Below are 25,214 nucleotides of genomic sequence, written 5' to 3'. Positions count from 1 at the left end.
GCCCGGCATTAAGCCAGCCGGGTGATCTCGACGACCACGTCGAGTTCGGTCGACCCCTCCCCGGCGTAGATCCCCTTCAGCGGCGGCACATCGGCGTAGTCGCGACCGGTGCCGATGCTGACGTAGCGCTCGTTGATCGTGCTGTCGTTGGTGGGGTCGTAGTCCCACCAGGTGCCCGTCCAGGCCTGGATCCACGCGTGGCTCTGGCCGGCGACGGTTTTGCCGACCGCCGGATTGCGCTTGGGATGCAGGTATCCCGACACGTAGCGGGCTGGAATTCCCATGCTGCGCAACAGCATCAGTGACAGATGGGCGAAGTCTTGGCAGACTCCTTTGTTTTCACTCAACGCGTCCAGACCCGACGAATGCACACCGGTTGCGCCCCGAACGTACTCCAGTTCGCCGCGCACCCATTGCGCGGCCTCGACCACCGCCTCGGCGGGCTCATGCCGTCTGGCGATCCGCCTGCCCACCCCGGCGATGCGTCTGCTCAACGGGGTGTACGGTGTGGGGCTCAGCAGTTCGTAGAAGCGGTCGACCACCGCCTCTTCCTGCAGGTCGGCCCAGGTAACCTTGGCCGCCGGCGGTTCCGGCAGCTCCGTTTCGACCACCGACGAGGACGTCACCTCCAATTGGGTGTGCGGAGCGTGCAAGTCGAACGCCGTCACCGCGGTGCCCCAGTAGTCGACGTAGCGATAGGACCGGGTAGCCGGCACCGTTTCGACACGGCTGAGGATGACGTTGGACCGGGAATCCGATCTCGGCGTCAGCCGAGCTTCGTTGTAGGACGCCGTCACCGGTGATGTGTAGGCGTATCCGGTGGAATGCACGACACGCATGCGCCACATCAGGTCTTCCCCGGTTTGACCGCCGATGTGCCGTTGTGGCCCGCGCCCGACCATGCTACCCACGGTGCAACGTGGAAATACTGCATAGCCAGAGCTTCTCCGACATCGTGACAGGTTCTTTGCAAGCCGGCCAGGCGGATTTCCAAGGACTCCAGCAGTACGCCCGGCTGCAGGAATTCCAATTCGCTGCGGGCCTGACCCAACAGCCGCTGCGCTTCCGCGATAGCCCCCACCCGGCTGTGCGGGTGATGCTGCAGTTCATCGAGGTTGTGCTCGGCCAGCTTCAGGGAGTAGAAGATCGACCGCGGGAAAAGCCGGTCGAGCATGATGAACTCGACAACCCGATTGGCGTCCAGCACACCACGATACGTGCGCAAGTAGGTGTCGTGCGCCCCGACGGAGCGCAGCACGGTCACCCACGCCGGCGAGGAGGCGCTGTCGCCGACCCTCGACAACAGCAGCCGCACCGTCATATCGACCCGCTCGATCGCCCGGCCCAGCACCATGAAGCGGTAGCCGTCGTCCCGCGAGAGCGTCGAGTCCGCGAGACCGGCGAACATCGCCGCCCGGCCCTCGATGAAGGCCAGAAATTCATGCGGCCCGAAGCGTTTGGCCGCGCGTTCGCGTTCGGCCAGTGCGTTGTAGGTGGTGTTGAGGCACTCCCAGAGCTCGCTGGAGGTCACTTCCCGGGCCGATCTGGCGTTTTCCCGCGCGGCAGAAATCGCGTCGACGATGGAGCAGCCGCCCTGGGTCTCGCGGCTGAAGGCCACCAGCTCGGTCAACGACCAGACGTCCAGCTCGTGCTCGGGCGGCTCGATGCCCAGCACGTGCAGCAGCACCCGCGACGCATGGTCGGGGTCCACACTGGAGTCTTCGAGCAACTGGTGTACGCCGACGTCGAGGATGCGCGCGGTGTCGTCGGCGCGCTCGACGTAACGACCGATCCAGTACAGCGCCTCGGCGTTGCGGGCCAACATCAGCGCAGCCCCGCCTGTTGCTGTTCCTGCGGCTGCTGCCGTTGCGGCAACGAACAGGTGATCACCGGGTCGACGACGGGAATGGGTTGGGGCAGCGACCGCACGATCTTGGCCGCGCCCAGCTCCCGGCTGGCCACCGACGCGCGGGGCGCCAGCACCCAGGTGTCCTTGGAGCCGCCGCCCTGGCTGGAATTGACCACCCGCGATCCCTCGGCCAGCGCCACCCGGGTCAGACCGCCCGGCAACACCCAGATCTGCTCCCCGTCGTTGACCGCGAACGGCCGCAGGTCGACGTAGCGGGGCGCCAGCGTGTTGCCGACCCGGGTCGGCACGGTCGACAGTTCCATCATCGGTTGGGCTATCCAGCGTCGCGGATCCTCACGGATCTTGGTGCGCAGCGCGGCAAGCTCCTTGTCGGAGGCTTGCGGACCGAACACGATGCCGTACCCGCCGGAGCCTTCGACCGGCTTGATGACGAGCTCGCCGATCCGGTCGAGCACCTCGTCGCGTTCGTCGTCGAGCCAGCACCGCAACGTGTCCACGTTGGCCAGCAGCGGTTTCTCGCCGAGGTAGTACTCGATGATGGTCGGCACGTAGGTGTAGATGAGCTTGTCGTCGGCGACCCCGTTGCCGACCGCGCTGGAGATCACGACGTTGCCCGCGCGGGCCGCGTTGAGCAGGCCCGCCACCCCGAGCACCGAGTCCGCGCGAAACTGCAGCGGGTCGAGGAAGGCGTCGTCGATGCGCCGGTAGATCACGTCGACCTGACGCTCCCCCTCGGTGGTGCGCATGTAGACCTGGTTGTCCCGGCAGAACAGGTCGCGGCCCTCGACGAGCTCGACACCCATCTGGCGGGCCAACAGGGAATGCTCGAAATACGCCGAATTGGCCACCCCCGGGGTCAGGACCACCACCGTCGGGTCGGCCTCGTTGGCGGCCGCCGCGTTGCGCAGCGCCCGCAACAGGTGCGCCGCGTAGTCGTCGACGGCACGAACCCGGTGACTGGCGAACAGGTTCGGAAAGACCCGCGCCATGGTGCGCCGGTTCTCCATCACATACGAGACTCCCGAGGGAGAGCGCAGATTATCCTCCAGGACCCGGAAGTTGCCCCGCTCGTCGCGGATCACGTCGATGCCGGCGACGTGGATGCGCACGCCGTTGGGCGGGACGATGCCGACTGCCTGGCGGTGGAAATGTTCACAGGAGGTCACCAGCCGGCGCGGGATGACCGCGTCGCGCAGAATCTCCTGATCGCCGTAGATGTCGTCGAGGTAGCGCTCGAGGGCCCTGACCCGCTGCGTGATGCCCCGCTCCAACCGGCTCCACTCGGCGGCCGAGATCACCCGCGGCACCAGGTCGAGCGGAAACGGCCGTTCCTGGCCCGACAGTGAAAACGTGATCCCCTGGTCGACGAACGCACGGCCCAAGGCTTCCGCCCGGGCCGCGAGCTCGGAGGCATCCGACGGAGCGAGTTCGTCGTAGATGCCCTTGTACGGGCCGCGGACGTTGCCCTGCTCGTCGAACATCTCGTCGAAAGCCGCCGCGTAGGGACCCGACCTGTTGTAGCCGTCGAAGATGCGCTCAGGACGCACCGGCGAGCGTGCCTGCCGGCCGGTGTCGACAGAGGTTCGAGCGCCCACTGTCACATGTTGCCTCAGACGTCATTTCCGCAGGCCAGTCCCGTCCGCTTTGGGACAAAACGTAACCGACTGCTAACCTGAGAGGCCCCGGTGTCGGATGCCGAGATGCCTCGCGCCGACCGCGTGCGAAGACGCCCCCCACCGACCCCATCGACGAAGGAACTACCGCGTGGCCAACATCAAGTCCCAGCAGAAGCGCAACCGCACCAACGAACGACGGCGGCTGCGCAACAAGTCGGTGAAATCCTCGCTGCGCACGGCCATCCGCGCGTTTCGGCAGGCCACCGACGCCGGCGAGAAGGACCGGGCGGCCCAGCTGCTGGTGGCGACCACCCGCAAGTTGGACAAGGCGGCCAGCAAGGGCGTCATCCACAAGAATCAGGCCGCGAACAAAAAGTCGGCGCTGGCCCGCGCCTTCAACAAGCTCTGAATCAGCGACCGGCGTCGGCGACCAGCTCCGCGACCTTTCGTACCGCGGCTTCCAGCGCGTAATCGGCGTCGGCGGCGACCCCTTTGACGTCGGCGTTCAGCGCCGCCACCACCCTCATCGCCGTCGCCAGGCGGTCCGGTGACCACCGGCGGGCCTGTTTCTGCGCCTTCTGCACCCGCCAGGGCGGCATGCCCAGCTCGCCGGCGAGCCGGTACGGATCACCCGAGGACGGACCCACCCGGCCGATGGTGTGCACCGCCTCGGCCAGCGCATCGGCCAGCACCACGTGCGGCTCACCGCGCATCATCGCCCACCGCAGCGCCTCCACCGCGCCCTCGACATCACCGACCACCGCCTTGTCCGCGATCTCGAAACCCCGCACCTCCGCTTTGCCGCTGTGGTAGCGGCGCACCGCCGCGGCGTCGACGCGGCCACCGGTGTCGGCAACCAATTGCGAACACGCCGAGGCGAGTTCGCGCACATCGGAGCCGACCGCCTCGAGCAGCGCGGTGACTGTGTCGGCGTCGACCTCGACGTGCAACGACCGGAACTCGGCGCGGACGAACGCGGCACGCTCGGCGGTCTTGGTGATCCGCGCGCACGGATGCACCTGCGCCCCCAATTTCTGCAGCTGACCGGCCAGCGCCTTGGCCCGGCCGCCGCCGGAATGCACGACGACGAGCACGATGCCCGGCGGGATGTCCGCGGCGGTGGACGCGATCAGCTCGGCCGCTTCCCGGCCCGCCTCCCCGGCGGCGTCGAGGATGACGACCCGATCGTCGGCGAACAGCGACGGGCTCAGCAGTTCGGCCAGTTCGTGGGCGCTGATCTCGCCGGCCCGCAGCCGGTTGACGGGGACGTCATCGGCGTTGGCTGCCGTGTTGGGGGCCCCGGGGTCATGGCCGGCCCGCCGCCGCACCGAGGCCAGCACTGCGGCCACCGCCCGCTCGACCAGCAGTTCCTCGTCGCCGAGCACCAGGTGCAACGCATGGTCCACGGGTCGATCCTGTCACGGGGTGTGACCATCGTGGGTGGCCGGCGCGCCCGGCCCAGCGGCCGTGACGCTGGCGTCACGCTCGCCGCCCGTCGTGACACTGGCGTCACGCTCGCCGCGTGGGCCGCCACGCTCGGCTCAGACCAGCCGCAACAACGCCCAGGCCAGCAGGCCGAACCCGGCAACCGCTGTCGTCGTGCGAAACCACCGCCAGCGCCACAGGCTCACCACCAGCACCGCGACGGCGCCGACCAGCACCACACCGCCCAACCCGGACGGAACGGGAACGCTGGCCGCCGGCAGCGCGGCCGACCAGTGCGCGATGTGCAACACCCACCACAGTTCCGGGCCGGTGAAGCGGATCAACACGGAACCACCGGCCGGCCAGCACACGCACAGCGCTGCCGCCGCGCTGCCCAGCACGGTGATCGGCGCGATCAACGCCGCCACCGCCAGGTTGGCGACCGCGGCCACCAGGCTGACCCGGGCCGAGATGCCGGCGATGAGCGGGGCGGTCACCAGCTGCGCAGCGCCGGCCACAGACACCGCGTCGGCCAGCGATTTAGGCCACCCGGCCGACACCAGACGCCGCGACCACACCGGGGCGATGAGCACCAGCGCGGCGGTCGCCACCACCGACAGCGCGAAGCCGACGTCAACGGCCAGCTGCGGCGCGGCAACCATCAACGCCAGCACAGCGGCCGAAAGCGCCGGAAGAGCCTGACGCCGACGCGACGACAACACACCGGCCAGCGCGATAGCTCCCATCACCGCCGCTCTCAGCACGCTCGCCGTGGGTTGCACCACGATGACGAACACCCCCAGCGCGAGCGCCGCCAGCACCACCGCCGCCCGCGGCCCGATCAGCCGTGCCGAGAACAGCACCGCCCCGCACACAATGGTCACGTTCGCCCCGGAGACCGCCGTCAGGTGCGTCATCCCGGCAACCCGGAATTCCCGGCTGGTCATGGTCGTGACCGCGGAGGTGTCGCCGAGCACCAGTGCGGGCAACATCGCCGCCTGCTCGGCCGGCAACTCGCGGCGGGCCGCGGCGGCGAACCGGTCGCGGACGGCCTGCGCAGCCCGATACACCGGCGCCGCGCGGCCCACTGTCGGCTCCCCGATCGCATTGAGGGTCGCCACCGTCAGGTCGTGACGGGTAGGGCGGGTGATCCGGGCCCGGAACCGCACCGGCTGACCCACCATCACGTCCCCGAAATCCGATGCCCTGGCGAAGACAACCACCCGGCCGGATGCTTCGCGGCCATTGACCTGGTGCAGAGTCGCGCGGATCATGACTCGGCCCCGGCTCAGCGACAGTGCGCTTTCACTGGGCGTCACCGTCACCTGTGCGGCCGTGCCGTACGCCGCGGTGATCGGGTGGTGAGCGACCGCATTGCCGCGCACGGCGATCGCGAACCCGAAACCGGCAGCCACGACACCGACAGCGGCCAGTGCGGCGCTGACCGCCCGCACCCGCGGCCGGTGCCGCATGACCGTCGCCAACCCCGCGGTGGCAAGGCCGATCGCGGCGCCCGTCGCGGCGAGGACGTCGCCCACCGGCCAGACGATCCCGGCCGCCGTGACGAGCCAGCCGGTCAGCGCGGCGGGCACCAGCCGCAGATCGAGCCCCAGCGACACCGGCCGGCCGCCCGATGGATTGGGCACCGGGTTCAGACACGGACCAGCGCACGCAGCTTCTCCAAGCGCGCCGGTCCGATACCGTCCACCTCGGCAAGCTGGTCGACGCTGCTGAACTTGCCGTTGGCGTCGCGCCACGCCACGATCGCGGCCGCGGTCACCGGCCCAACACCGGGCAATGCGTCCAATTGCTGCACCGTCGCGGTGTTGAGGTCAATCGCCTCGCCGTGCTTTGCCGGGCTCGGCGGCGTGGTTTTGCCCGGCGCTGCCGCGGCCGCCGCGCCCGGGTTCACCGAGCTGCCCAAGACCGACGGCTGGCCTTTGGTGGGCGCGATCCCGACCACGATCTGTTCACCATCACTGACCTGACGGGCCATGTTCAAGCCGATCGTGTCCGCGCCGGCCAGTGCGCCGCCGGCCGCCTTCAGCGCGTCATCGATGCGGGCGCCCGGTGCCAGCGTCACCAGCCCGGGGGTGTGCACCAGGCCGACCACGCTGACCACCACCGGTTGCGCGGGACCCGCCGACGGGTCGGCGGTGGGCTTGTGGCTCGACGCCATCTCCACCGGGGGCAGCTTGGCCGACGCGACCGGTGCCGGATGGTCGCGGATCACGGTGAACACGGTGATCAGCACCGCGACAGCCGCGATCGCCGCCAGCGCGGTGGCGCCGGCGCGACCCGGGTCGGCGCGTACCGTGGTCCACCAGCCCGCTGCGCGCTGCGCCGATCCGTCGGGAAGCCAGCGTGGCAGCAGCGAGTTCTGGTCATTGGCGCCATCAGGATCGTGCTCTGAGCCGTCGGATGCGCCGTGGGATGCGCCGTCGGCCAAGTCGTCGGCCGGGTCGGTATCGGGTCGGGCGCCGAGTCGTCGGCGGAGCCGCTCGGCGGGCAGTTCTGTTCGCATGCGCCGACCGTAGGCGCACCGACCGCCGCAACACTGCCCACGCACCGCGTCCCGACCCCGCGCTGTGCATCAACTCCGGACTGTGCACAACGGCCGCGGGTCCCCTCACGCCGGGTCACCGAATCACCGATCGGTCGATACCGCTAACGTGGCAAGCCGGGACCCCCGGTTCATCCAACAGAGGAGACTGCTGTGCAACTGGCCCTCACCGCCGAGGAAGCCGCCTTTCGCGACGAACTGCGCAGCTTTTTCTCGACGAAGATTCCCGCAGATATCCGGGAGCGGACACGGCTGGGCCTGCCCCTGAGCCGCGACGACATGGTCACCAGCCACAAGATCCTGCACGAGCACGGCCTGGCAGTGCCCAACTGGCCGGTGGAGTGGGGAGGCAAGGACTGGACACCCGCGCAACACCAGATCTGGCTCGACGAGATGCAGTTGGCTTCGGTGCCGGAGCCGCTGAATTTCAACGCCAAGATGGTCGGCCCCGTGATCGCCGAATTCGGTTCTCAGGAAACCAAACAGCGCTTCCTGCCGCCCACGGCCAGCCTCGACATCTGGTGGTGCCAGGGATTCTCCGAACCCGAAGCCGGCTCGGACCTGGCGTCGCTGCGCACCACGGCGGTACGCGACGGCGACAGTTATGTCGTCAACGGCCAGAAGACCTGGACGACGCTGGGCCAGTACGCCGATTGGATCTTCTGTCTGGTGCGCACCGACCCGCAGGCACCGAAGAAACAAGCCGGGATCTCGTTTCTGCTGATCGACCTGGACACCCCAGGGATCACGATGCGCCCGATCAAGCTGATCGACGGCGGTCACGAGGTCAACGAGGTTTTCTTCTCCGATGTCCGGGTGCCCGCCGATCAGCTTGTCGGAGAAGAAAATCAGGGCTGGACTTATGCGAAGTTCCTGCTGGGCAACGAGCGCACCGGCATCGCCGGGGTGGGCCGAACCAAAGTCCGCCTTGCCGAGGTCAAGCAGCGGGCCGCCGACACCGGCTTGCTCGATGACCCACTCTTCGCGGCCCGCCTAGCCGAAGCCGAAAATGATCTACTGGCACTAGAACTCACGCAGATGCGGGTGGCGTCGGACTCGTCGGACGGCAAACCCAACCCGGCGTCATCGGTGCTCAAACTGCGCGGCAGCCAGCTTCAGCAGATCGCCACCGAACTGCTCGTCGAGGTGGCCGGCCCGGACGCCTTGCCGTTCGAAGCAGGCGAGGACATCGCCTCGCCGATCTGGGCGCAACGCAGCGCGCCGCGTTATCTGAACTTCCGCAAGACCTCGATCTACGGCGGCACCAACGAGGTGCAGCGCACCATCATCGCGTCGACGATATTGGGCTTGTAATGCGGAGAGGAGCGTAGACGCGGCCATGGACTTCCAGCTCAGCGACGAACAAACGCTGCTTCGCGACACCACCCGCAACCTGCTCTCGCGTAGTTACGACCTGGAGAGCCGCAACAAGACCGTCGGCACCGATCTGGGCTGGAGCCGCGACGTGTGGGGTCAACTCGCCGACGTCGGGATCCTGTCCCTCGGATTCGATCCGACCGAGGCGGGTCAAATCGAAATCATGCTGGTGCTCGAAGAGGTTGGACGCCGGCTGGCACCGGAACCGGTGGTGCAGGCAGCGCTCGGGCCGGGCGCGATCATCGCCGAATTGGGAACCGCCGCGCAAAAACAGCTGCTCGAGGAGGTCGCTGCGGGTCAGCGGCTGCTGGCGTTCGCGCACACCGAGCCCGGCATCCGTTCGGCCACTGATCTACCGAGCACGCGCGCTGAGCGGCACGGGAATTCGTGGTTGCTCAGCGGGCGCAAGAACCCGGTGCTCGCCGGCCACTGTGCCGACACCCTGGTGGTCAGCGCCGCGTTGCCCGCCGGCGGTGCCGGGCTGTTCTTAGTCCAGGCAGATGCCGTCACGCGACGTCCCTACCAAATGTTCGACGGTCACCGCGGTGCCCAAGTCGACCTGCACGACACGCCCGCCGAACCGCTCGGGGACGCGGTCGACGCCTCCAAAGCCATCCGCGACGCGGTCATCCGCCTCCAGTCGGCGTTGTGCGCGGAGGCCGTCGGCGCCATGGCCGAAGCGCTCCGGCTGACCGCCGATTACCTCAAGACCCGCAAGCAGTTCGGGGTGACGCTGAACAAATTTCAGACGCTGACCCAGCGCGCCGCTGACATGTACGTCTCGCTGGAGCTGGCCCGCAGCATGAACCTCTACGCGGCGATGTCGATCGCCGACGGCTCCTGCGACCCGGTGATCGCGGCGCGGGCCAAGCTCCAGGTCGGCCGGTCAGGTCGGCACATCGCCCAGGAGGCGATCCAGCTGCACGGCGGTATCGGGATGACCGCCGAGTACCCGGTCGGCCACTACGCGGCCCGGCTTACCGCCATCGAGCACACGCTCGGGTCATCGCAGGACCAGCTGCGCGTTCTGGTCGAGCACCTCGCCGACCACGAGGTCGTCACGCTGTAGGGGTAATCAGGCGCACGGCCGGCGCGGCGGCCGCTGGTCACCACCGGCTGGGGAGCAGACGCAGAAGAGGGAGCCGCATGAGCACCACCACTGACCGACCGCTGCGCGTGATTCAGTGGACCACCGGCAACGTCGGACGACGGTCGCTGCACGCTATCATCGGGCGACCCGACATGGAGCTGGTCGGTGTGTATGCCCATGGCGCGGACAAGGTCGGCGTCGACGCTGCCGAACTGTGCGGGTGGCAGGAGCCGACCGGGGTGAGGGCCACCAACGACATCGAGGCGCTGCTCGCCCTGAAACCCGACGCCTGCTGCTACAACCCGTTGTGGCCCAACATCGATGAGCTGGTCCGGCTTCTGGAAGCCGGCGTCAACGTGTGCTCCAGCGCAGCATGGATCACCGGCGGCAAGCAGACACCGCAGGATCGCCAACGGATCGCAGACGCCTGCCGGCGGGGCGGGTCGACGATGTTCGGAAGCGGCGCGCACCCGGGCATGACGAATCTGGTCGGCATGGTCCTGTCCGCCGCCTGCGAGCGTGTCGACGAGATTCGGATCACCGAGTCGGTCGACTGTTCGACCTACGCATCGGCGGATACCCAGACCGCGATGGGGTTCGCGCAAGACCCCCACACACCGGGACTGGCCGACAGTGTGCGCCGCGAAAGCGCAGTCTTCGCCGAGGCGGCGGCGATGATGGCCGACGCGATCGGGGCACCGCTGGACACGATGACCTTCGACGTCGAGTTCACCGCGGCCACCGCCGACACCGACCTGGGCTTCATGACGATCCCGGCCGGAACCGTTGGCGGCGTCTACGGCTATCACCGTGGGTGGACGGGTGCGAAGAACGTCGTCAGCGTCGGTTTCAACTGGATCATGGGTGACCACGTCACACCGCCCAAACCGCTGGAACACGGCCATGTCATCCAGGTGTTCGGCCTGCCCAACATGCGTACGGTGATCCATTGTCTGCCGCCGCGGGATTGGGCCGAACCGGGTTTCATGGGCCTGGGCATGATTTACACCGCGATGCCGGTCACCAACGCGCTGCCCGCGGTTGTGGCGGCCAACCCCGGGATCGTGACCCTGGCGGATCTGCCGCCGATCACCGGCCGGGTGGCTATCTAGCGGCGATCGCAAGCCCGGTGAAGCCGGGCGCAGCGGGTCGCCGCCATCTGGCCCCGCGGCGATCGCAAGCCGACCCGTGTGACCCCACGGAACGCTGCCGTGCCCTACGGCTAGGATTATTAGCCGAGCGAAGGTTCCGCCGGCTTGCGGACGATCGATCGACGCACGACAGGAGGGGCGGCCATGCTAAGCACACTTGTCCGAGCGGCCAAGCGTGCCTGGATACCCCTGGTCCTGGTCATAGTGCTGGCAGTGTCGGGTCTGATCGTGTCGCGGCTGCACCGGATATTCGGTTCGCAGGACCTCAACGCCAACGCCAACGCGGGAATCCAGATCGTGCAGTTCAACCCGAAGGTCGTGGTCTACGAGGTACTCGGACCGCCGGGAACCAGCGCCGACATCAACTACTGGGATGCCGACGCCAACACCCATCAGGTCAACGCCGCCGCGCTGCCGTGGTCCTACACGTTCAGCACGACCCTGCCCGCGGTCAGCGCCAACATCATGGTGCAGGGCGATGCTGACCAAATCCGTTGCCGCATCACCGTGGACGGCGTCGTGCGCGACGAAAAGAATGCCGACGGTCACAACGCTCAGACGTTCTGCCTGGTGAAATCCGCGTGACCCACATGAGGAGCGAACTCATGCACCAACCAGTCATCCCGCGGATCATCCGCCGGTTCGCAGTGCCGGTCATCCTCGGATGGGTTGCCTTGACCGTCGTGGTGACCACCACGGTGCCGCGGTTGGAAGTCGTCGGTGAACAACATTCCGCGCCGATGGCTCCCGAAGAGGCCCCATCGGTAAAAGCCATGCGGCTGTTGGGCAAAAACTTCCGCCAGTTCGATTCCAACAGCACAGTCATGGTTGTCCTGGAAAGCCAGCAGCCCCTGGGCGATGAAGCGCACCGCTACTACGACAACCTGATGCGTCAACTGTCGCAGGACCCCGACCATGTCGAGCACATTCAGAACTTCTGGGGAGATCCGCTCACCGCAGCCGGGGTGCAAAGCGCCGACGCCAAAAGCGCTTACGTGATGATCAACCTTGCCGGCGAGCTCGGCACGACCAAGGCGGACGAATCCGTCCACGCAGTCCGTGAGGTGATAGAGCGCACACCCCCGCCGCCGGGAGTGCAGGCCCACGTCACGGGCCAAGCGGCTCTCGCCGCCGACATCCACGTGATCGCCGATAACAGCCTGGCCAAGATCACGACGTTCACCCTCGTTGCGATCGCCGTCATGCTGTTTTTGGTGTACCGCTCCATCGCCACCACGTTGGTGCAGCTGTTCATGACCGGGATTTCTTTACAGGCCTCCAAAGGTGTGGTCGCGGTCTTGGGCTACCACGACGTGTTCGGGCTGACCACGTTCGCCGCCAACATCTTGACCATGCTGGCGATCGCGGCGGGCACCGATTACGGGATCTTCCTCATCGGCCGCTACCAGGAAGCACGCCGGGCAGGCGAGGATCGCGAAACGGCCTACTACACAACGTTTCGTGGAGTCGCCCCAGTAGTCGTCGGTTCCGGCCTGACCATAGCCGGGGCCACCGCCTGCCTGGTCTTCGCCCGGTTGCCCTGGTTTTACACCATGGGCGCCCCGGTCGGGATCGGAATGCTGGTGGTAGTCGCCGCCGGGGTCACGCTGGGGCCCGCACTGTTGGTGGTCGGCTCGCGATTCGGTTTGTTCGAACCCAAAGGCAAAGGCGCGGGCCGACTGTGGCGGCGGGTCGGTATCGCGGTCGTGCGCTGGCCCGTGCCGATCCTGGCCGCCAGCACCGCGGTCGTGCTGGTGGGCATGCTGGCCCTGCCGGGCTACACCACCAGCTACAACGACAGCAACTACCTACCCGGCAGCGCCCCCGCCAATCTCGGTTATGCGGCGGCCTTCCGGCATTTCGCCCAGGCCAGGCTGAATCCTGATCTGTTGTTGATCGTCGCCCAGCACGATATGCGCAATCCGGCCGACATGCTGGTTTTGGACAAGGTGGCCAGAAACGTCATTCGCACGGTCGGCATTGCGATGGTCCAAGACATCACCAGACCATTGGGCATCCCGCTGCAACACAGCTCGCTGGCGTTCGCCAACAGCTTGCAGCCGCAGATGCTGATGCAGAACATGCAATTCCTCAAGGACCGAACCGCCGACATGCTGAAATTGGCCGACGAAATGCAGGTCCAGATCGACCTCTTGGAGCGCATGTACAAAGTCCAACAAGACCTGGCCGACTCCATCACCGACAGCGCCAAGGTGGCCGAACAAACCGCGGTGATTACCGACGAAATACGCGACCATGTGGCGGATTTCGACGACTTCTGGCGACCGCTCCGCAGCTATTTCTATTGGGAGAAACACTGTTTCGATATTCCTATCTGCTGGTCGCTGCGGTCGATCTGGGACACGCTGGATGGCTTCGACAAGCTCGCCGAGAACTTCCACTACCTGGCTACCGATCTGACCAGAAGCGCTGATGCGACGCGAGAGATGCTCACGTTGATCCCGCCGATGATCAGTGCCATGAAAACCAGCAAAGGGCTGACGCTGACCATGCACAGCACCTTCCAGGCTTTGATCAACCAGATGGAAGCCATGAGCGACACCGCAATCGTGCAGGGCCAGAGCTTCGACACCGCGCACAACGACGACTTGTTCTACCTTCCGCCGGAAGCCTTCGGTAACCCCGAGTTCATACGCGGTCTGAAGTTGTTCTTGTCACCGGACGGCAAGTCGGCGCAATTCATCATCACCAGCCAATCCGATCCGATGACTCCGGAAGGCATCTCGCGGGTCGCCCCGGTGCGCACAGCCGCGCAGGAAGCTCTCAAACAGTCCTCCCTGTCGGATGCCAAGGTGTACCTCGGCGGTACCGCCGCAACCTTCAAAGACATGCACGACGGCGCAAAAGACGACCTCTTGATCGCCGTGGTGTCCGCGCTGACCCTGATCTTCATGATCATGCTGCTGCTGACCCGCAGCCTGGTCGCCGCGATAGTAATCGTCGCCACCGCCGCCAGCTCGATCGCCGCCTCGTTCGGACTCTCGGTGCTGATCTGGCAAGATTTGTTCGGCATCAAAATCCAGTGGCTGGTGATGCTGCTGTCGGTCATCATCCTGTTGGCCGTCGGATCCGACTACAACCTGCTGCTCGTCTCGCGTTTCAAAGAGGAACTGCATGCCGGGCTCAAGACGGGCACGATCCGGTCGATGGCGGGCACCGGCGGGGTAGTCACCGCCGCCGGTTTAGTCTTCGCCTTCACCATGGCCGCCATGCTCGGCAGTGACCTGCAGGTCATCGGACAAATGGGCTCCACGATCTGTATCGGTCTTTTGATGGATACCCTGGTCGTGCGCACGTTGCTCATGCCCTCGATCGCCACGCTGCTGGGACGCTGGTTCTGGTGGCCCCAGGTAGTGCATCCGCGCGGCTCCGACAACGTGCGTCCGCGCCGTAAGCCCGTCGGCGACGACACCGCCCCCATGGCGGTGCTGGCCGGGAAGCCGAGCGATTAGGCCGCACCCAATTCGACACCCAGCTCGATGCAGACCGCGAGCGCTCCGGCGCCGACGTGCAACGCCAAGACCGGGCCCAGCTCGGTCACCAACGCTGGGGCACACGCCGGCAGCCGCTCGGCCAGCACCCCGGCGACTCTGGCGGCGCCGTCGGGATCAGCCACATGGTGCACCGCAAGCGCTGCGGATCGGTCCGCGGGTTGGGCATTGACGATCTCGCAGACCCCATCGATCATCGCCGCCACTGCCTTGCCGGCGGTTCGAACCCGTTGCGCCAGAACAAGCTTGCCTTCCTCGGTGCGCAACAGCGGCTTGAGCGCCAGCGCGGTGCCCAGCCAGGCCGCGGCCCCGCTGATCCGGCCGCTGCGGCGCAGGTTGTCCAGCCGGTGCGCCACGACGAACCCGTGATTGCGGCGCACCGACGCCGCCGCGGCCCGCGCCACGGTGTCCAGGTCGGCGCCGCCGGCCGCGCTCCGGGCCGCGGCCAACGCGACGAAGCCGGTATTCATCGCGACCGACTGCGAGTCGATCACCCGCACCGTCGGACCGATGTCGGCGGCGGCGGCCCGAGCGGCGCCCACGGTCCCCGACAGCGCCGCCGAAAGGTGAACGGCCACTACCCCATCGCCGCCGCTGTCGGCCAGGGCCCGCCGATAGGCCTCGGACAGTTCGGCCGGGGTGGCCCCGGCGGTGGTCGCGTCGTCGCGCGCATGCAGATCGTCGGGTACCGCGTCGACGCCGTCGCGCAGGTCGAGGTCGCCGAGCAGGATGTGCAGGGGAACCTGGCGGATCGCCCACCTGTCGCGCAGCTCTTCCGGCAAGCGCGACGACGAGTCGGTGACCACCACGACAGCCACGATTTCAGCGCCGTTTCTCGCTGTGGGACACGCCGGCGCGCGCCAGCGCCTCGAGCATCGCCTCGGCAACGGCCCGGTGCGCCGCGAAGTCCCAGTGGATACCGTCGGGATTGCCGCTTCCGCTCAGGATGTGCTCGCTGACCGCAGCTTTCAGGTCGACCACCGGGATGTCGTGGCGCTGCGCCCACCGCGCGATCGCCGCGGCGGTTCGGGCCCGGCCGCGGTGAGCTTTGCCGTAACTCTCAGCACTGTGCACCGGCGGCAGCGACGCCACGATCGGGATGCCGGGACGATTGAAATCGATTGCAAAGCGCGATTTTTCGAGATAGTCGACGGTGAGGTGCGGCGGCAATGCGGCCCTGGCCACCGGCGAGAGCCTCGGCTGCAACCACCCGTAGCCGGCACGGACCCGCCGCCGCAGCCGCGGCGGCCGCACATAGCGGATGAGCTCGCGCAGCGCGGTCGGCAACGGCGAGGGCAGCGAATCCATGCCGCCGGTCGCGAAGATCACCGCCCCCGCGCGGGCCAGCGCCGCCCAGGCCCGCGGATCCTCGGTGACCGCCCACCACACGTCGCGGCAGGTCCAGCCGATACGGCCGATCAGTTCGACATCCCAACCCAGATGTGCGCCGACGATATTGGGCCAAATACGAGGATCGTCGGCGGGCAGGCCGCCCCGCGGGCCGTAGTAGGCCAGCGAGTCGGCGAAAATCAGCAGGACGGGACGGGACTCACCCGACATCGCCGGCGACCTGTGCCGAGGCATTCCACACATCGAGACGCCACCTGATGCGGTCCACGTCGGCGTCGCCACCGTCGTCACACTGCCCGGACAGCTGTGTCCAACTGGCGTTGCCCATCCCGCCCAGCGCGGACCAATGCTCCACCGGCAGCCGCAGCAACGCGGCGGTCAACGCGGCGATCAACCCGCCGTGGGCGACCAGCACCACCGGACGCCCATCGGATGCGTCCCACTCCGGCTCGCCCGCCACCAATTCGGCGACCACCGGCAGGGCGCGGGCAGCCACGTCGACCCGGCTCTCCCCGCCGTGCGGCGCCCAGGTGGCGTCCGCGCGCCACGCCAGCCGGGCGCCCGGGGCGCTGCTGTCGACCTGTTCATGGGTCATGCCCTGCCAGTCACCGAGATGGGTCTCGCGCAGCCGCTTGTCCACGCGCGGCTGCAATCCGCTGCGCTCGCCCAGCACGACGGCGGTGTCATAGGCCCGCCGCAGATCCGACGACACGATCAGCAGCGGCTGGCGTTTGGCCAGCACCTCGGCCGCGGCCACCGCTTGGGCGCGGCCCAGCTCGCTCAGCTCGGTGTCCAGTTGACCCTGCATCCGGCTGCCCAGATTGAAATCGGTCTGGCCGTGGCGCAGCATGACCAGCCGGCGCGTCGTCACGAGATGCCTTCCAGATCCACCGCCACCACCGGGCAGTCCCGCCACAGTCGGTCCAAGGCATAGAAGTCGCGTTCGGCCTGGTGCTGGATGTGCACGACGATGTCGACGTAGTCCAGCAGCGTCCAGCGGCCTTCCCGGGCACCCTCGCGGCGGGCCGGACGGTATCCCGCCCGGCGCATTTTCTCCTCGACGGCGTCGACGATGGCGTTGACCTGGCGCTCGTTGGAGGCAGAGGCGATCACGAAACAGTCGGTGATGACCAGCTGCCCGGACACGTCGATGACGACGACATCGGCAGCGAGTTTGGCCGCGGCGGCGCCGGCGGCGACCGTCGCCATGTCGATGGCCTCCGGGCTGGCCGTCATGCCCCGTCCCGTGGCGTGCGGTAGAGCCGCCGCTTGGACACGTACTGCAGCACACCGTCGGGCATCAGGTACCACAGCGGCCGGCCCTCGGCGGCGCGGCGGCGGCAGTCGGTCGACGAGATCGCCAGCGCGGGGACCTCGACGAGAGCCAACGCATCCGCGGGCAATCCATCGAGGGCCCCGGCGAGGTGTTCGCGGCCCAGGTCGTAGCCCGGCCGGCTCACCCCGACGAAGCGGGCCTGCGCGAACAGCTCCTCCCAGTCCTGCCAGGACAAGATGGCGGCCAACGCGTCGGCCCCGGTGATGAAGTAGAGCTCAGCGTCGGGATTGAGCGCGCGCAGGTCACGCAACGTATCCTTGGTGTAGGTGGGTCCGCCGCGATCGATGTCGACCCGGCTCACCGAGAAGCAGGGATTGGCTGCGGTCGCGATCACTGTCATCAAATACCGGTCTTCGCTGGCGCTGACCTGTCGCTCCTTCTGCCAGGGCTGGCCGGTCGGCACGAACACCACCTCGTCGAGGCCGAAGCGGTAGGCCACCTCGCTGGCAGCGACCAGATGGCCGTTGTGGATGGGGTCGAACGTCCCACCCATCACTCCCAGCCTGCGGCGCTTTTGCACGATCTGCCAGCTTACTGGAGCAGCCGCCACGCCCACGTGACGCTGGGCGCGCTCAGACCGGCAGCAGGCGGTCGATCACCGCGGCCAGCTGCTTGGCCGACCGGCATTCGTGCATGGTGATCACCTCCTGATACCGCACCGCTGCCGAATCGCCGCTGCCCCACAGATGCCGGGGCTCGGGGTTGAGCCAATGCGCGTGCCGGCTGGCGGCCACCAGATGGGCCAGCACTGTGCTGGCCGGGTCGCGGTAGTTGGTGCGGCCGTCGCCGAGCACCAGCAACGAGCTGCGCGGCGAGAGCGCGTTGTGGAACCGCTCGGTGAACGAGACGAACGCGTTGCCGTAATCGGAATGGCCGTCGCGGGTGTAGACGCCGGCTTCGCGGGTGATCCGCTGGATCGCCACGGCCAGGTCGGCCTCGGGTCCGAACAGATGCGTCACCTCGTCGGTGGTGTCGATGAACGCGAAGACCCGGACGCGGGAAAACTGCTGACGCAGAGCGTGTACCAGCAGCAGGGTGAAGTGGCTGAACCCGGCGACGGATCCGGACACGTCGCAGAGGACCACCAGCTCGGGTCGGGCCGGCCGGGGTTTGCGCAGCACCAGGTCGGTCGGTACCCCGCCGGTCGACATCGATGTGCGCAGAGTCTTGCGCAGATCGATCGCGCCGGCGCGGGCCCGGCGACGGCGAGCGGCCAGCCGGGTGGCCAATGTGCGGGCCAGCGGCGCCACCACGCGGCGCATCTGGCGCAGCTGGTCGGACGAGGCGCGCAGGAACTCGACGTTCTCGGCCAGCTGGGGGATACCGTACATCTGGACGTGGTCACGGCCGAGCTGCTCAGCGGTGCGTCGCTTGGTCTCGGCGTCGACCAGTCTGCGCAGCTGGGTGATCCGCTGCGCGGCAAGTGCTTTGGCGATCTGCTGCTGGGTAGGTGTGGGTTCGTCGCCGTACGGGGCGAGCAGGCCCGCCAACAGCCGGCCCTCCAAGTCGTCCAGCGCCATCGCCTTGAGCGCCTGATAAGACGAGTACGACGGGCCACGGCTGGATTGATATTTGCCGTAAGCCTCAACGATTTTGGCGATCATGGCCACCAGCTGCTCGTCCAGGTCGGCGAGGCCGGGGTTTTCGGTCAGCAGATCGACCAGCATCTGCCGCATCGCTTCGATATCCTCGGGATCCAGCGTCCGGTCGGCTTCTGCCGCTTCTCCGGCGGCGACCGCCGCCCGGGTACCCAACGCCGCCGGCCACCACAGGTCGAACAATGCGTTGTAGGTCTCCCGGTGATCCGAGCGGCGCAGCACGGCGCAGGCGAGGCCCTCACGCAACACCTCCCGGTCGGCGAGGCTCAGCGTCGCCATCACCCGTCCGGCGTCCACCGTCTCCGACGGTCCCACCGAAATGCCCTGGCCGCGAAGGGCTTCGACGAAGCCCACCAAATGCCCCGGCAGGCCGTGGGGGGCCAGCGGCTGAGCGGGGCGTACTCGGCGAGGGGTCATTCGAATGCGCGTCAGTTCAGCCGGAGCTCTGCCCCGGCACGTTGCTGGTCGGATTGGTGTTTGAGCACGACACCCAGCGTGGCGGCGATGGTCGCGTCGTCGATGGTGTCCAGGCCGAGCGCCAACAGGGTCCGTCCCCAGTCGATGGTCTCGGCCACCGACGGCACCTTCTTGAGCTGCATCCCGCGCAGCACACCGATTATGCGCACCAGCTCGTCGGCGAGGTGCGCCGGAAGTTCGGGGACCCGCGACAACAAGATCCGGCGTTCCAACTCGGGCCCGGGAAAATCGATGTGTAAGAACAAGCACCGTCGTTTGAGCGCCTCGGACAGCTCACGGGTGGCGTTGGAGGTCAGCACGACGAACGGCGCCCGGGTGGCGGTGATGGTGCCCAGCTCCGGCACGGTCACCGCGAAGTCGGACAGCACCTCCAGCAGAAGGCCCTCGATCTCGATATCGGCCTTGTCGGTTTCGTCGACCAGAAGCACCGTCGGACCGGTGCGCCGGATCGCGGTCAACAGCGGCCGGGACAGCAGAAATTCCTCACTGAACACATCGTCTTTGGTGCTGTCCCAGTCGCTTCCGTCCCCGGAACCGGCCTGGATGCGCAGGATCTGCTTGGCGTGGTTCCACTCGTAGAGCGCGCGGGCCTCGTCGACGCCCTCATAACACTGCAGGCGGACCAGCTCCGATCCGGTGGCCTGCGCGACCGCCCGGGCCAGTTCGGTCTTGCCGACCCCGGCCGGCCCTTCGACCAGCAACGGCTTACCCAGCCGGTCAGCCAAAAACACCGCGGTCATGGTCGCGGTGTCGGGCAGGTAGCCGGTCTCGGCCAACCGACGACCGACGTCGTCGATGTCGGTGAACAGCGGGATGGGCCGGGCGGGCACACTCACCATGGGAATCTCCTCATCGTCAGGCCGGACGGGTGTGGCCGTCGCCCCAGACGATCCACTTGGTCGAGGTCAGCTCCGCCAGCCCCATCGGGCCCCGGGCGTGCAGCTTCTGGGTGGAGATGCCGATCTCGGCGCCGAAACCGAACTGTTCGCCGTCGGTAAACGCCGTCGACGCGTTCACCATCACCGCGGCCGCGTCGACGCCCTCGGTGAAACGCTGCGCGGCAGCAAGATTGGTCGTCACGATGGCTTCGGTGTGGCCGGTGCCGTACTCGTTGATGTGGGCGATCGCAGCGTCGACGCCGTCGACCACCGCCACCGCGATGTCCATCGAGAGGAACTCGCGGCGCAGCTCGTCGTCGGAGGCGTCGGTGTGTACGCTCACCCCGGCGTCGCGCAGGGCCGCCAGCAGCCGCGGCATCGCCGCACCGGCGATCGCCGCGTCGACCAGCAGCGTTTCGGCGGCGTTGCACACGCTGGGCCGACGGGTTTTGGAGTTCAGCAGCACGCGTTCGGCGACGTCGAGATCGGCGTCCCGGTCGACGTAGACGTGGCAGTTGCCGACCCCGGTTTCGATCGTGGGCACCTGCGCGTCGCGAACCACCGCGTCGATCAGGCCGGCTCCCCCGCGCGGGATCACCACGTCGACCAGCCCCCGGGCCTGGATCAGATGGGTCACGGTGGCGCGATCGGAACTGTCGAGCAGCTGGACCGCGTCGGCCGGCAGCCCGGCGGTGCCGAGCGCGCCGCGCAGCACCGCCACCAGCGCCTGGTTGGATTTGGCCGCCGAGGAGCTGCCGCGCAGCAGGGCCGCGTTGCCGGATTTCAGCGCCAGGCCGAACGCGTCGACGGTGACGTTGGGCCGGCCTTCATAGACCATGCCGACCACGCCCAGCGGGACCCGCTGCTGGCGCAGTTGCAGCCCGTTGGGCCGCGCGTAGCCGCGCAGCACCTCCCCGACGGGGTCGGGCAGGTCGGCGACCTGGCGCAGACCGGCGGCGATGGCATCGATGCGCTGCGGGTTGAGCGCGAGCCGGTCCAGCATGGCTGGTGGGGTGTCGACGGCGCGGGCCGCGGCGAGATCGTCGGTGTTGGCCGCCAAAATCACCTCGGCGCCGGCGATGACCGCGTCCGCCGCGGCGTGCAGCGCGTGATTCTTGACCGCCGTCGGCGTCGACGCCAGGATGCGCGCGGCGACCCGGGCGCGCCGCGCGGCGTCGTGAACCTCGTGACGCAGGTCAGCGCGCAGCGGTGCTTGCAGACTCATCAACCCAGGGTATCGGGCCGCGGATCGCCGGCTGCGCTGGCCCGGTCGCCCGAGATTGCGCACCGGCGCCCGCGCCTACCGGTGGTGGCGCTCGGCGGATCCCTGGGTTTCGGCCCGCGATATTCCGCTGCGCCGCTCGTCGATAATGCGGCCGAGGTCGTGGAGCAGCAGCGGTTTGCGCATGACGAGACGTTCGAGTTGGTCACGGTCGATGAGCACGGCCGTCACTTCGGCGAGCGCGAAGGCGCCGGCGAGATTGGGTTGCCTGGTCAGTGCGGTCAAACCCAAAAACGACCCCGCACCCAGCGTGGCTACCGAGATCGGCGAGCCGTCCTGGGCTGTCGCGGTCAACTGAACGCTGCCCTCGACCAGAAAGGTCATCGTCGTCGGCACGTCGTCGGCGTGTTCGAGGACTTCACCGGCGCCGTAGCGGACGAGTCTGGCATGCGGAACCAGGGACTGCTGTTCGGGGAGACTGAGCCGCAGGGCCGGCGCGACCACCGTTCGAATGGCCTTCTCCACTCGCGCGGGCGTGGAGAAGTCATCGGCGACGCCGTCGAGGTGAAACCCCTCCCGCCGCGAGGCATACCAAATCCAGCGCAGGAACGTCGCCTGGGCGGCGCCGTCGTCGGCGGGCGACGACAGTCCGATGGTCGTGCGGTACTGGGCGCCGCCGAGCGCAATCGAGGTGGCTGTGCCCTCGGGGCCCAGTTGCGGAAGCGCCCGGGCGGTCCGCGACAGCATCGCACACACCTGGTCGGGGGGGTCGGCGGCCGAAAACGTGGTCGTGATCGCCAGCTTGTGCGCACCGGGCGGGCGGCTCAGATTGGTGAACGAGGTAGTGGCCAGCACCGAGTTCGGGGTGATCTGCAGTCCGTGGCCGGTGTCGATATGCACAGCGCGCCAATTCGCTTCGACGACAAGGCCCTGCGCTGCAGGGGTCTTCAGCCAGTCGCCGATGCGGAACGGCTGCTCGAACAACATGAACAGGCCCGAGACGATCTGGCCGACGGAGTTCTGCAGCATCAGGCCGATGACCACCGACGTCACCCCGAGCGCGGTGAACACGCTGCCGATGCGCGCGCCCCAGATGTAGGACAAGATCATCGCCAGGCCCACGCCGATCAGCAGGAGACGGGCGACGTCTAAGAAGATGGCGGGGACGCGTTTGCGCCAGGAGCTCTCCGGCGCGCCCTGGAAGATGGTGGCGTTGAGCCCGGACAGCAACAGCACCAACATCACGAAGCTGCACGCCGTCGCCAGCAACCGGACCGCGTTGTCCTGCAGCGGGACCTGGGCCACCTTGACGATGAGCAGCAACAGCGCGCCCAGTGGCAACAGATAGTTGCGGATCAGCCCCACCGGCCTGGCCAGGAGGCTTCGCCGGCGCATCAGTGCGTGCTGGCTCTCGGTGAGAATGATCAGCACGACCGGCAATCCGACCGCAATGCCGACGGCCCAGTAAAACCACGACTCGAACAACGTCATTGCCGCTCCGCCAACCGCCAGACGGGCTGCTCGGTTGCGCCGACCGTGATCGTACCGGCCGGTGTGAACTGCCGGATGTCGCGCATCACATCGTAAACCTCGGCGGTGACGTAAATTCCGGGCTGCGGAGCGCCGCCGTGCATCTGGTAGGCCAGGTTGACCGCTGCGCCCCACATGTCGTAGGTGACGCTGGTGCGGCCGACCAGTCCGCTGACGACCTTGCCGGTGGTGATGCCGGCTCGCAGGCCGAGGCTGTGGCCGGTCTGGCTGTTGAACCGATCGACGATGTGCTGCATTTCCAGCGCGAAATCGACGGTTCGTTGCACGCTGTCCAGCCGCGGAGTCGTCACCCCGCAGCTGGCGAGGTAACTGTTGTGCAAGGTGCGAACCCGCTCGACGCCGTGCGTGTCGGCCGCCGAGTCGAATTGCCCGATCAAGTCGTCGACGATACCGACCAACTCGTCACCGGACAGATCCTCTGACATGGCGTCGAACCCGACGATGTCGGCGAAGATGACGCTGGCGTCTTGATGCTCCTCGGCGATGACCTGCTCGCCGTCCCGATAGCGCTGCACGACCGGCTCCGGCATCAGCGACAGCAACAGGCGGTCGTTTTCTCTGCGCTGCTCGTTGAGCAGCTCGTCTTTGATCTGCAGAGTCCGGCTCATCTCATTGAAAGCCGCTGTCAGATCACCGATTTCGTCGCGCGACGTCACCGGGATGTTCACGTTGTACTCGCCGCCGCTGATCCGTCGGGTGCCGGCCTCCAGCCGGCGGATCGGCCCCACGAAGAGCCGCGCCAGCACCATCGACGCCACGCAGATAGCGAAAATTATCCCGGTCGCTGCGAGGACGATTGTTTTGGTGAATGACGTCGCCCGCGCCAACGCCTCGGAGTTGTCTCTGGTGGCCAGGATCGACCAGTGCAGATCTGAATTCGGCACGTTCAGCGGAGCATAGGCCTCCAGTTGACGATTACCCAGATAGCCGGTGGCGCTGGTCACTCCGGTCTGACCGCGTTGAGCGGCGGCCAGGCCTGCGCTCGCGACGGGCTGCACGAGAATAGTGGTGTCCAGTCGGAGCGCTTTGGCCACCACATCGGGTGGTGTTCCGGCGGCCACCGCTGCGCGCTGGTATGCCCCGGCGTCTTGTAAAAACAACCGCGAGTCCGACCGCATCAGATTATCGGGACCGGCGAGGTAGGTCTCGGTGGTGCGACCCATCCCGGCGGCTTTCCACTGCTTGTCGGCGGTCATGATCCGATTGATCTGCCAGGTGGGCAGCGGCAGGGCCAAAACACCCTCGATTTTTGCGTCGGTGCCCACCGGGGAGACCAACCAGGCGGTGGGCTCATCGAGATGCGGCTGGTAAGGCTGGAAGTCGGTGATCCAGACGAAGTCGACAGAGTTGGCTGCCAGCGCCTTTTGGTAGGCGTCTCGAAGATTGGACCCGCGATAGGGGCCGGTCAGGATATTGGCGCCCAGGTCGGGTCCTTTGCCCTCGCTGTAGACGACGTTGCCGTTCTTGTCCAGCAACAACGCGTCGGCATACTCGAAGCGGGTGACGATCTCGCGGAAGTGGCCGTCGAAACGCGCGTTGGCGGCCGCCCAGGCGTTGCCCGCGCCCGCGTCATCAGCCGGCGCAGGGTCATGGCCTTCCGGGAGCGGTGCGGTGTAGTGAGCCTGGAGGTACCTCTGTGCGTTCGACGCCGGCAGCAACAGGTCCACGGCCGGTTTGTCGCCGGTGATGCGCTCGATCGGCGCGGCGACTTTCTCGTTGTAGTAACTGACCACGGCCCGCTGCTGGGCAGGGCTGATCGGCGCGTTGGCCAGCTGGTCGAAGCCGGCGCTGAACGCGGCCACCGCTTGCACCGCGGTGTCGCCACGGCTGTAGATGACCAGCGCATTCGTCAAGTCCGTGAACAGCGACTCCATCGCCCGCTTCTGAGACGCGCGCAGCTCGACCAGGCGGTCGATCGCCGAGGTGCGCAGTGCGCCATGTCCGGCCCGGTATCCGACGACGCCGATCACCGCCACCGACACGACGCTGCACCCCAGCAGCATCAGCAGCAGTTTGGACTGGATGCTCACCCGCGAAAACCGCCGAATCCGACCCCGTTGGGGAGGAGAGGTTGTGCCGCCCGCCCGCTGGTCGGTGAGCTTGCCCGGGTCCAATCGGCTTCCTTTCGCCGCCGCGCCGCACACGGCGCAGGCCACGCAGCACACCAGCCCGCGGCAGTGGATAAATTGAGACACATC

The 25,214-nt window shown here is 67.6% G+C and carries 22 protein-coding genes; 6 read left to right on the top strand and 16 right to left on the bottom strand.

The window, feature by feature from the left end; translation table 11 throughout:
• Positions 1–8 precede the first annotated feature (8 nt).
• From F6Q13_RS06565 to F6Q13_RS06555, 3 genes are read right to left on the bottom strand one after another with little or no spacing between them, the layout of a single operon-like run.
• Entirely contained in the window at positions 9–848 is an 840-nt protein-coding gene (locus F6Q13_RS06565; RefSeq protein WP_293054139.1) for a transglutaminase family protein, read from the bottom strand.
• Positions 848–1,825, bottom strand: a complete 978-nt coding sequence (locus tag F6Q13_RS06560) for an alpha-E domain-containing protein (RefSeq protein WP_293054136.1) — start codon at positions 1,823–1,825, stop codon at positions 848–850. Before F6Q13_RS06560 ends, F6Q13_RS06565 begins: the two co-directional genes overlap by 1 nt.
• On the bottom strand, positions 1,825–3,471 hold the full coding sequence (locus F6Q13_RS06555) for a circularly permuted type 2 ATP-grasp protein (protein ID WP_293054133.1): 1,647 nt from the start codon (positions 3,469–3,471) through the stop codon (positions 1,825–1,827). The genes F6Q13_RS06560 and F6Q13_RS06555 overlap by 1 nt, the downstream gene beginning before the upstream one ends.
• 163 nt (positions 3,472–3,634) lie before the next feature.
• On the opposite strand from F6Q13_RS06555, the gene rpsT reads away from it, so the two are divergent.
• Positions 3,635–3,895, top strand: a complete 261-nt coding sequence (gene rpsT / locus F6Q13_RS06550; RefSeq protein WP_293054130.1) for a 30S ribosomal protein S20 — start codon at positions 3,635–3,637, stop codon at positions 3,893–3,895.
• A 1-nt stretch (position 3,896) separates the two neighbouring features.
• On the opposite strand, the gene holA is transcribed toward rpsT, so the two are convergent.
• The 3 genes from holA to F6Q13_RS06535 form a co-directional block, all read right to left on the bottom strand.
• Positions 3,897–4,880: a DNA polymerase III subunit delta gene (holA, locus tag F6Q13_RS06545; RefSeq protein WP_293054174.1), complete on the bottom strand. Its 984-nt coding sequence runs from the start codon at positions 4,878–4,880 to the stop codon at positions 3,897–3,899.
• A gap of 147 nt (positions 4,881–5,027) precedes the next feature.
• On the bottom strand, positions 5,028–6,512 hold the full coding sequence (locus tag F6Q13_RS06540; protein WP_293054171.1) for a ComEC/Rec2 family competence protein: 1,485 nt from the start codon (positions 6,510–6,512) through the stop codon (positions 5,028–5,030).
• Positions 6,513–6,562: 50 nt separating this feature from the next.
• The gene (locus F6Q13_RS06535) at positions 6,563–7,435 is read right to left on the bottom strand and encodes a ComEA family DNA-binding protein (protein WP_293054128.1); all 873 of its coding nucleotides are present in this window, start codon (positions 7,433–7,435) and stop codon (positions 6,563–6,565) included.
• Positions 7,436–7,627: 192 nt separating this feature from the next.
• On the opposite strand from F6Q13_RS06535, the gene F6Q13_RS06530 reads away from it, so the two are divergent.
• From F6Q13_RS06530 to F6Q13_RS06510, 5 genes are all read left to right on the top strand, one after another.
• Positions 7,628–8,788: an acyl-CoA dehydrogenase family protein gene (locus tag F6Q13_RS06530; RefSeq protein WP_293054125.1), complete on the top strand. Its 1,161-nt coding sequence runs from the start codon at positions 7,628–7,630 to the stop codon at positions 8,786–8,788.
• A gap of 25 nt (positions 8,789–8,813) precedes the next feature.
• Positions 8,814–9,920, top strand: coding sequence for an acyl-CoA dehydrogenase family protein (locus tag F6Q13_RS06525; RefSeq protein WP_293054123.1), 1,107 nt, complete (start codon positions 8,814–8,816; stop codon positions 9,918–9,920).
• A 77-nt stretch (positions 9,921–9,997) separates the two neighbouring features.
• Complete coding sequence (locus F6Q13_RS06520) at positions 9,998–11,053, top strand: dihydrodipicolinate reductase (RefSeq protein WP_293054121.1); 1,056 nt, start codon at positions 9,998–10,000, stop codon at positions 11,051–11,053.
• 183 nt (positions 11,054–11,236) lie between these two features.
• Positions 11,237–11,677, top strand: coding sequence for an MmpS family transport accessory protein (locus F6Q13_RS06515; RefSeq protein ID WP_293054118.1), 441 nt, complete (start codon positions 11,237–11,239; stop codon positions 11,675–11,677).
• A 5-nt stretch (positions 11,678–11,682) separates the two neighbouring features.
• Entirely contained in the window at positions 11,683–14,565 is a 2,883-nt protein-coding gene (locus F6Q13_RS06510; protein WP_293054168.1) for an RND family transporter, read from the top strand.
• On the opposite strand, the gene F6Q13_RS06505 is transcribed toward F6Q13_RS06510, so the two are convergent.
• From F6Q13_RS06505 to F6Q13_RS06460, 10 genes are all read right to left on the bottom strand, one after another.
• Positions 14,562–15,422, bottom strand: coding sequence for a DegV family protein (locus tag F6Q13_RS06505; RefSeq protein ID WP_293054114.1), 861 nt, complete (start codon positions 15,420–15,422; stop codon positions 14,562–14,564). The two genes, F6Q13_RS06510 and F6Q13_RS06505, sit on opposite strands and share 4 nt — an antisense overlap.
• Positions 15,423–15,426: 4 nt before the next feature.
• Positions 15,427–16,164 (bottom strand): diglucosylglycerate octanoyltransferase, encoded by a 738-nt coding sequence (octT, locus tag F6Q13_RS06500; RefSeq protein ID WP_293054112.1) that lies wholly within the window; start codon positions 16,162–16,164, stop codon positions 15,427–15,429.
• Positions 16,154–16,825, bottom strand: coding sequence for a glucosyl-3-phosphoglycerate phosphatase (gene gpgP, locus F6Q13_RS06495; RefSeq protein WP_293054109.1), 672 nt, complete (start codon positions 16,823–16,825; stop codon positions 16,154–16,156). The genes octT and gpgP overlap by 11 nt, the downstream gene beginning before the upstream one ends.
• A complete protein-coding gene (gene rsfS, locus F6Q13_RS06490) occupies positions 16,822–17,190 on the bottom strand; it encodes a ribosome silencing factor (protein ID WP_293054106.1) in 369 nt (122 codons plus the stop codon). The genes gpgP and rsfS overlap by 4 nt, the downstream gene beginning before the upstream one ends.
• Complete coding sequence (gene nadD / locus F6Q13_RS06485) at positions 17,187–17,810, bottom strand: nicotinate-nucleotide adenylyltransferase (RefSeq protein WP_293054103.1); 624 nt, start codon at positions 17,808–17,810, stop codon at positions 17,187–17,189. The genes rsfS and nadD overlap by 4 nt, the downstream gene beginning before the upstream one ends.
• 52 nt (positions 17,811–17,862) lie before the next feature.
• Complete coding sequence (locus tag F6Q13_RS06480; protein WP_293054100.1) at positions 17,863–19,305, bottom strand: VWA domain-containing protein; 1,443 nt, start codon at positions 19,303–19,305, stop codon at positions 17,863–17,865.
• An 11-nt stretch (positions 19,306–19,316) separates the two neighbouring features.
• Positions 19,317–20,201 (bottom strand): MoxR family ATPase, encoded by an 885-nt coding sequence (locus tag F6Q13_RS06475; RefSeq protein WP_293054166.1) that lies wholly within the window; start codon positions 20,199–20,201, stop codon positions 19,317–19,319.
• Between the two features lie 19 nt (positions 20,202–20,220).
• Positions 20,221–21,468, bottom strand: a complete 1,248-nt coding sequence (locus F6Q13_RS06470; protein WP_293054097.1) for a glutamate-5-semialdehyde dehydrogenase — start codon at positions 21,466–21,468, stop codon at positions 20,221–20,223.
• A 75-nt stretch (positions 21,469–21,543) separates the two neighbouring features.
• Complete coding sequence (locus tag F6Q13_RS06465; protein WP_293054094.1) at positions 21,544–22,956, bottom strand: mechanosensitive ion channel family protein; 1,413 nt, start codon at positions 22,954–22,956, stop codon at positions 21,544–21,546.
• Positions 22,953–25,019, bottom strand: coding sequence for an adenylate/guanylate cyclase domain-containing protein (locus F6Q13_RS06460; protein WP_293054163.1), 2,067 nt, complete (start codon positions 25,017–25,019; stop codon positions 22,953–22,955). The genes F6Q13_RS06465 and F6Q13_RS06460 overlap by 4 nt, the downstream gene beginning before the upstream one ends.
• Between the last annotated feature and the right edge of the window lie 195 nt (positions 25,020–25,214).

It is taken from the genome of Mycobacterium sp., assembly GCF_008709575.1.
Classification (GTDB): Bacteria; Actinomycetota; Actinomycetes; order Mycobacteriales; family Mycobacteriaceae; genus Mycobacterium.
The sequence above is the reverse complement of the archived record's forward strand: the minus strand, read 5'-3'. Positions and strand labels throughout refer to the sequence as shown.

Excerpts from the sequence above, each read along its gene's own strand:
- F6Q13_RS06565 (WP_293054139.1), bottom strand. The coding sequence starts at position 848 with ATGTGGCGCATGCGTGTCGTGCATTCCACCGGATACGCCTACACATCA.
- F6Q13_RS06560 (WP_293054136.1), bottom strand. The coding sequence starts at position 1,825 with ATGTTGGCCCGCAACGCCGAGGCGCTGTACTGGATCGGTCGTTACGTC.
- F6Q13_RS06535 (WP_293054128.1), bottom strand. The coding sequence starts at position 7,435 with ATGCGAACAGAACTGCCCGCCGAGCGGCTCCGCCGACGACTCGGCGCC.
- F6Q13_RS06525 (WP_293054123.1), top strand. The coding sequence starts at position 8,814 with ATGGACTTCCAGCTCAGCGACGAACAAACGCTGCTTCGCGACACCACC.
- F6Q13_RS06520 (WP_293054121.1), top strand. The coding sequence starts at position 9,998 with ATGAGCACCACCACTGACCGACCGCTGCGCGTGATTCAGTGGACCACC.
- F6Q13_RS06515 (WP_293054118.1), top strand. The coding sequence starts at position 11,237 with ATGCTAAGCACACTTGTCCGAGCGGCCAAGCGTGCCTGGATACCCCTG.
- F6Q13_RS06510 (WP_293054168.1), top strand. The coding sequence starts at position 11,683 with ATGAGGAGCGAACTCATGCACCAACCAGTCATCCCGCGGATCATCCGC.
- octT (WP_293054112.1), bottom strand. The coding sequence starts at position 16,164 with ATGTCGGGTGAGTCCCGTCCCGTCCTGCTGATTTTCGCCGACTCGCTG.
- rsfS (WP_293054106.1), bottom strand. The coding sequence starts at position 17,190 with ATGACGGCCAGCCCGGAGGCCATCGACATGGCGACGGTCGCCGCCGGC.
- F6Q13_RS06480 (WP_293054100.1), bottom strand. The coding sequence starts at position 19,305 with ATGACCCCTCGCCGAGTACGCCCCGCTCAGCCGCTGGCCCCCCACGGC.
- F6Q13_RS06470 (WP_293054097.1), bottom strand. The coding sequence starts at position 21,468 with ATGAGTCTGCAAGCACCGCTGCGCGCTGACCTGCGTCACGAGGTTCAC.
- F6Q13_RS06465 (WP_293054094.1), bottom strand. The coding sequence starts at position 22,956 with ATGACGTTGTTCGAGTCGTGGTTTTACTGGGCCGTCGGCATTGCGGTC.
- F6Q13_RS06460 (WP_293054163.1), bottom strand. The coding sequence starts at position 25,019 with ATGCTGCTGGGGTGCAGCGTCGTGTCGGTGGCGGTGATCGGCGTCGTC.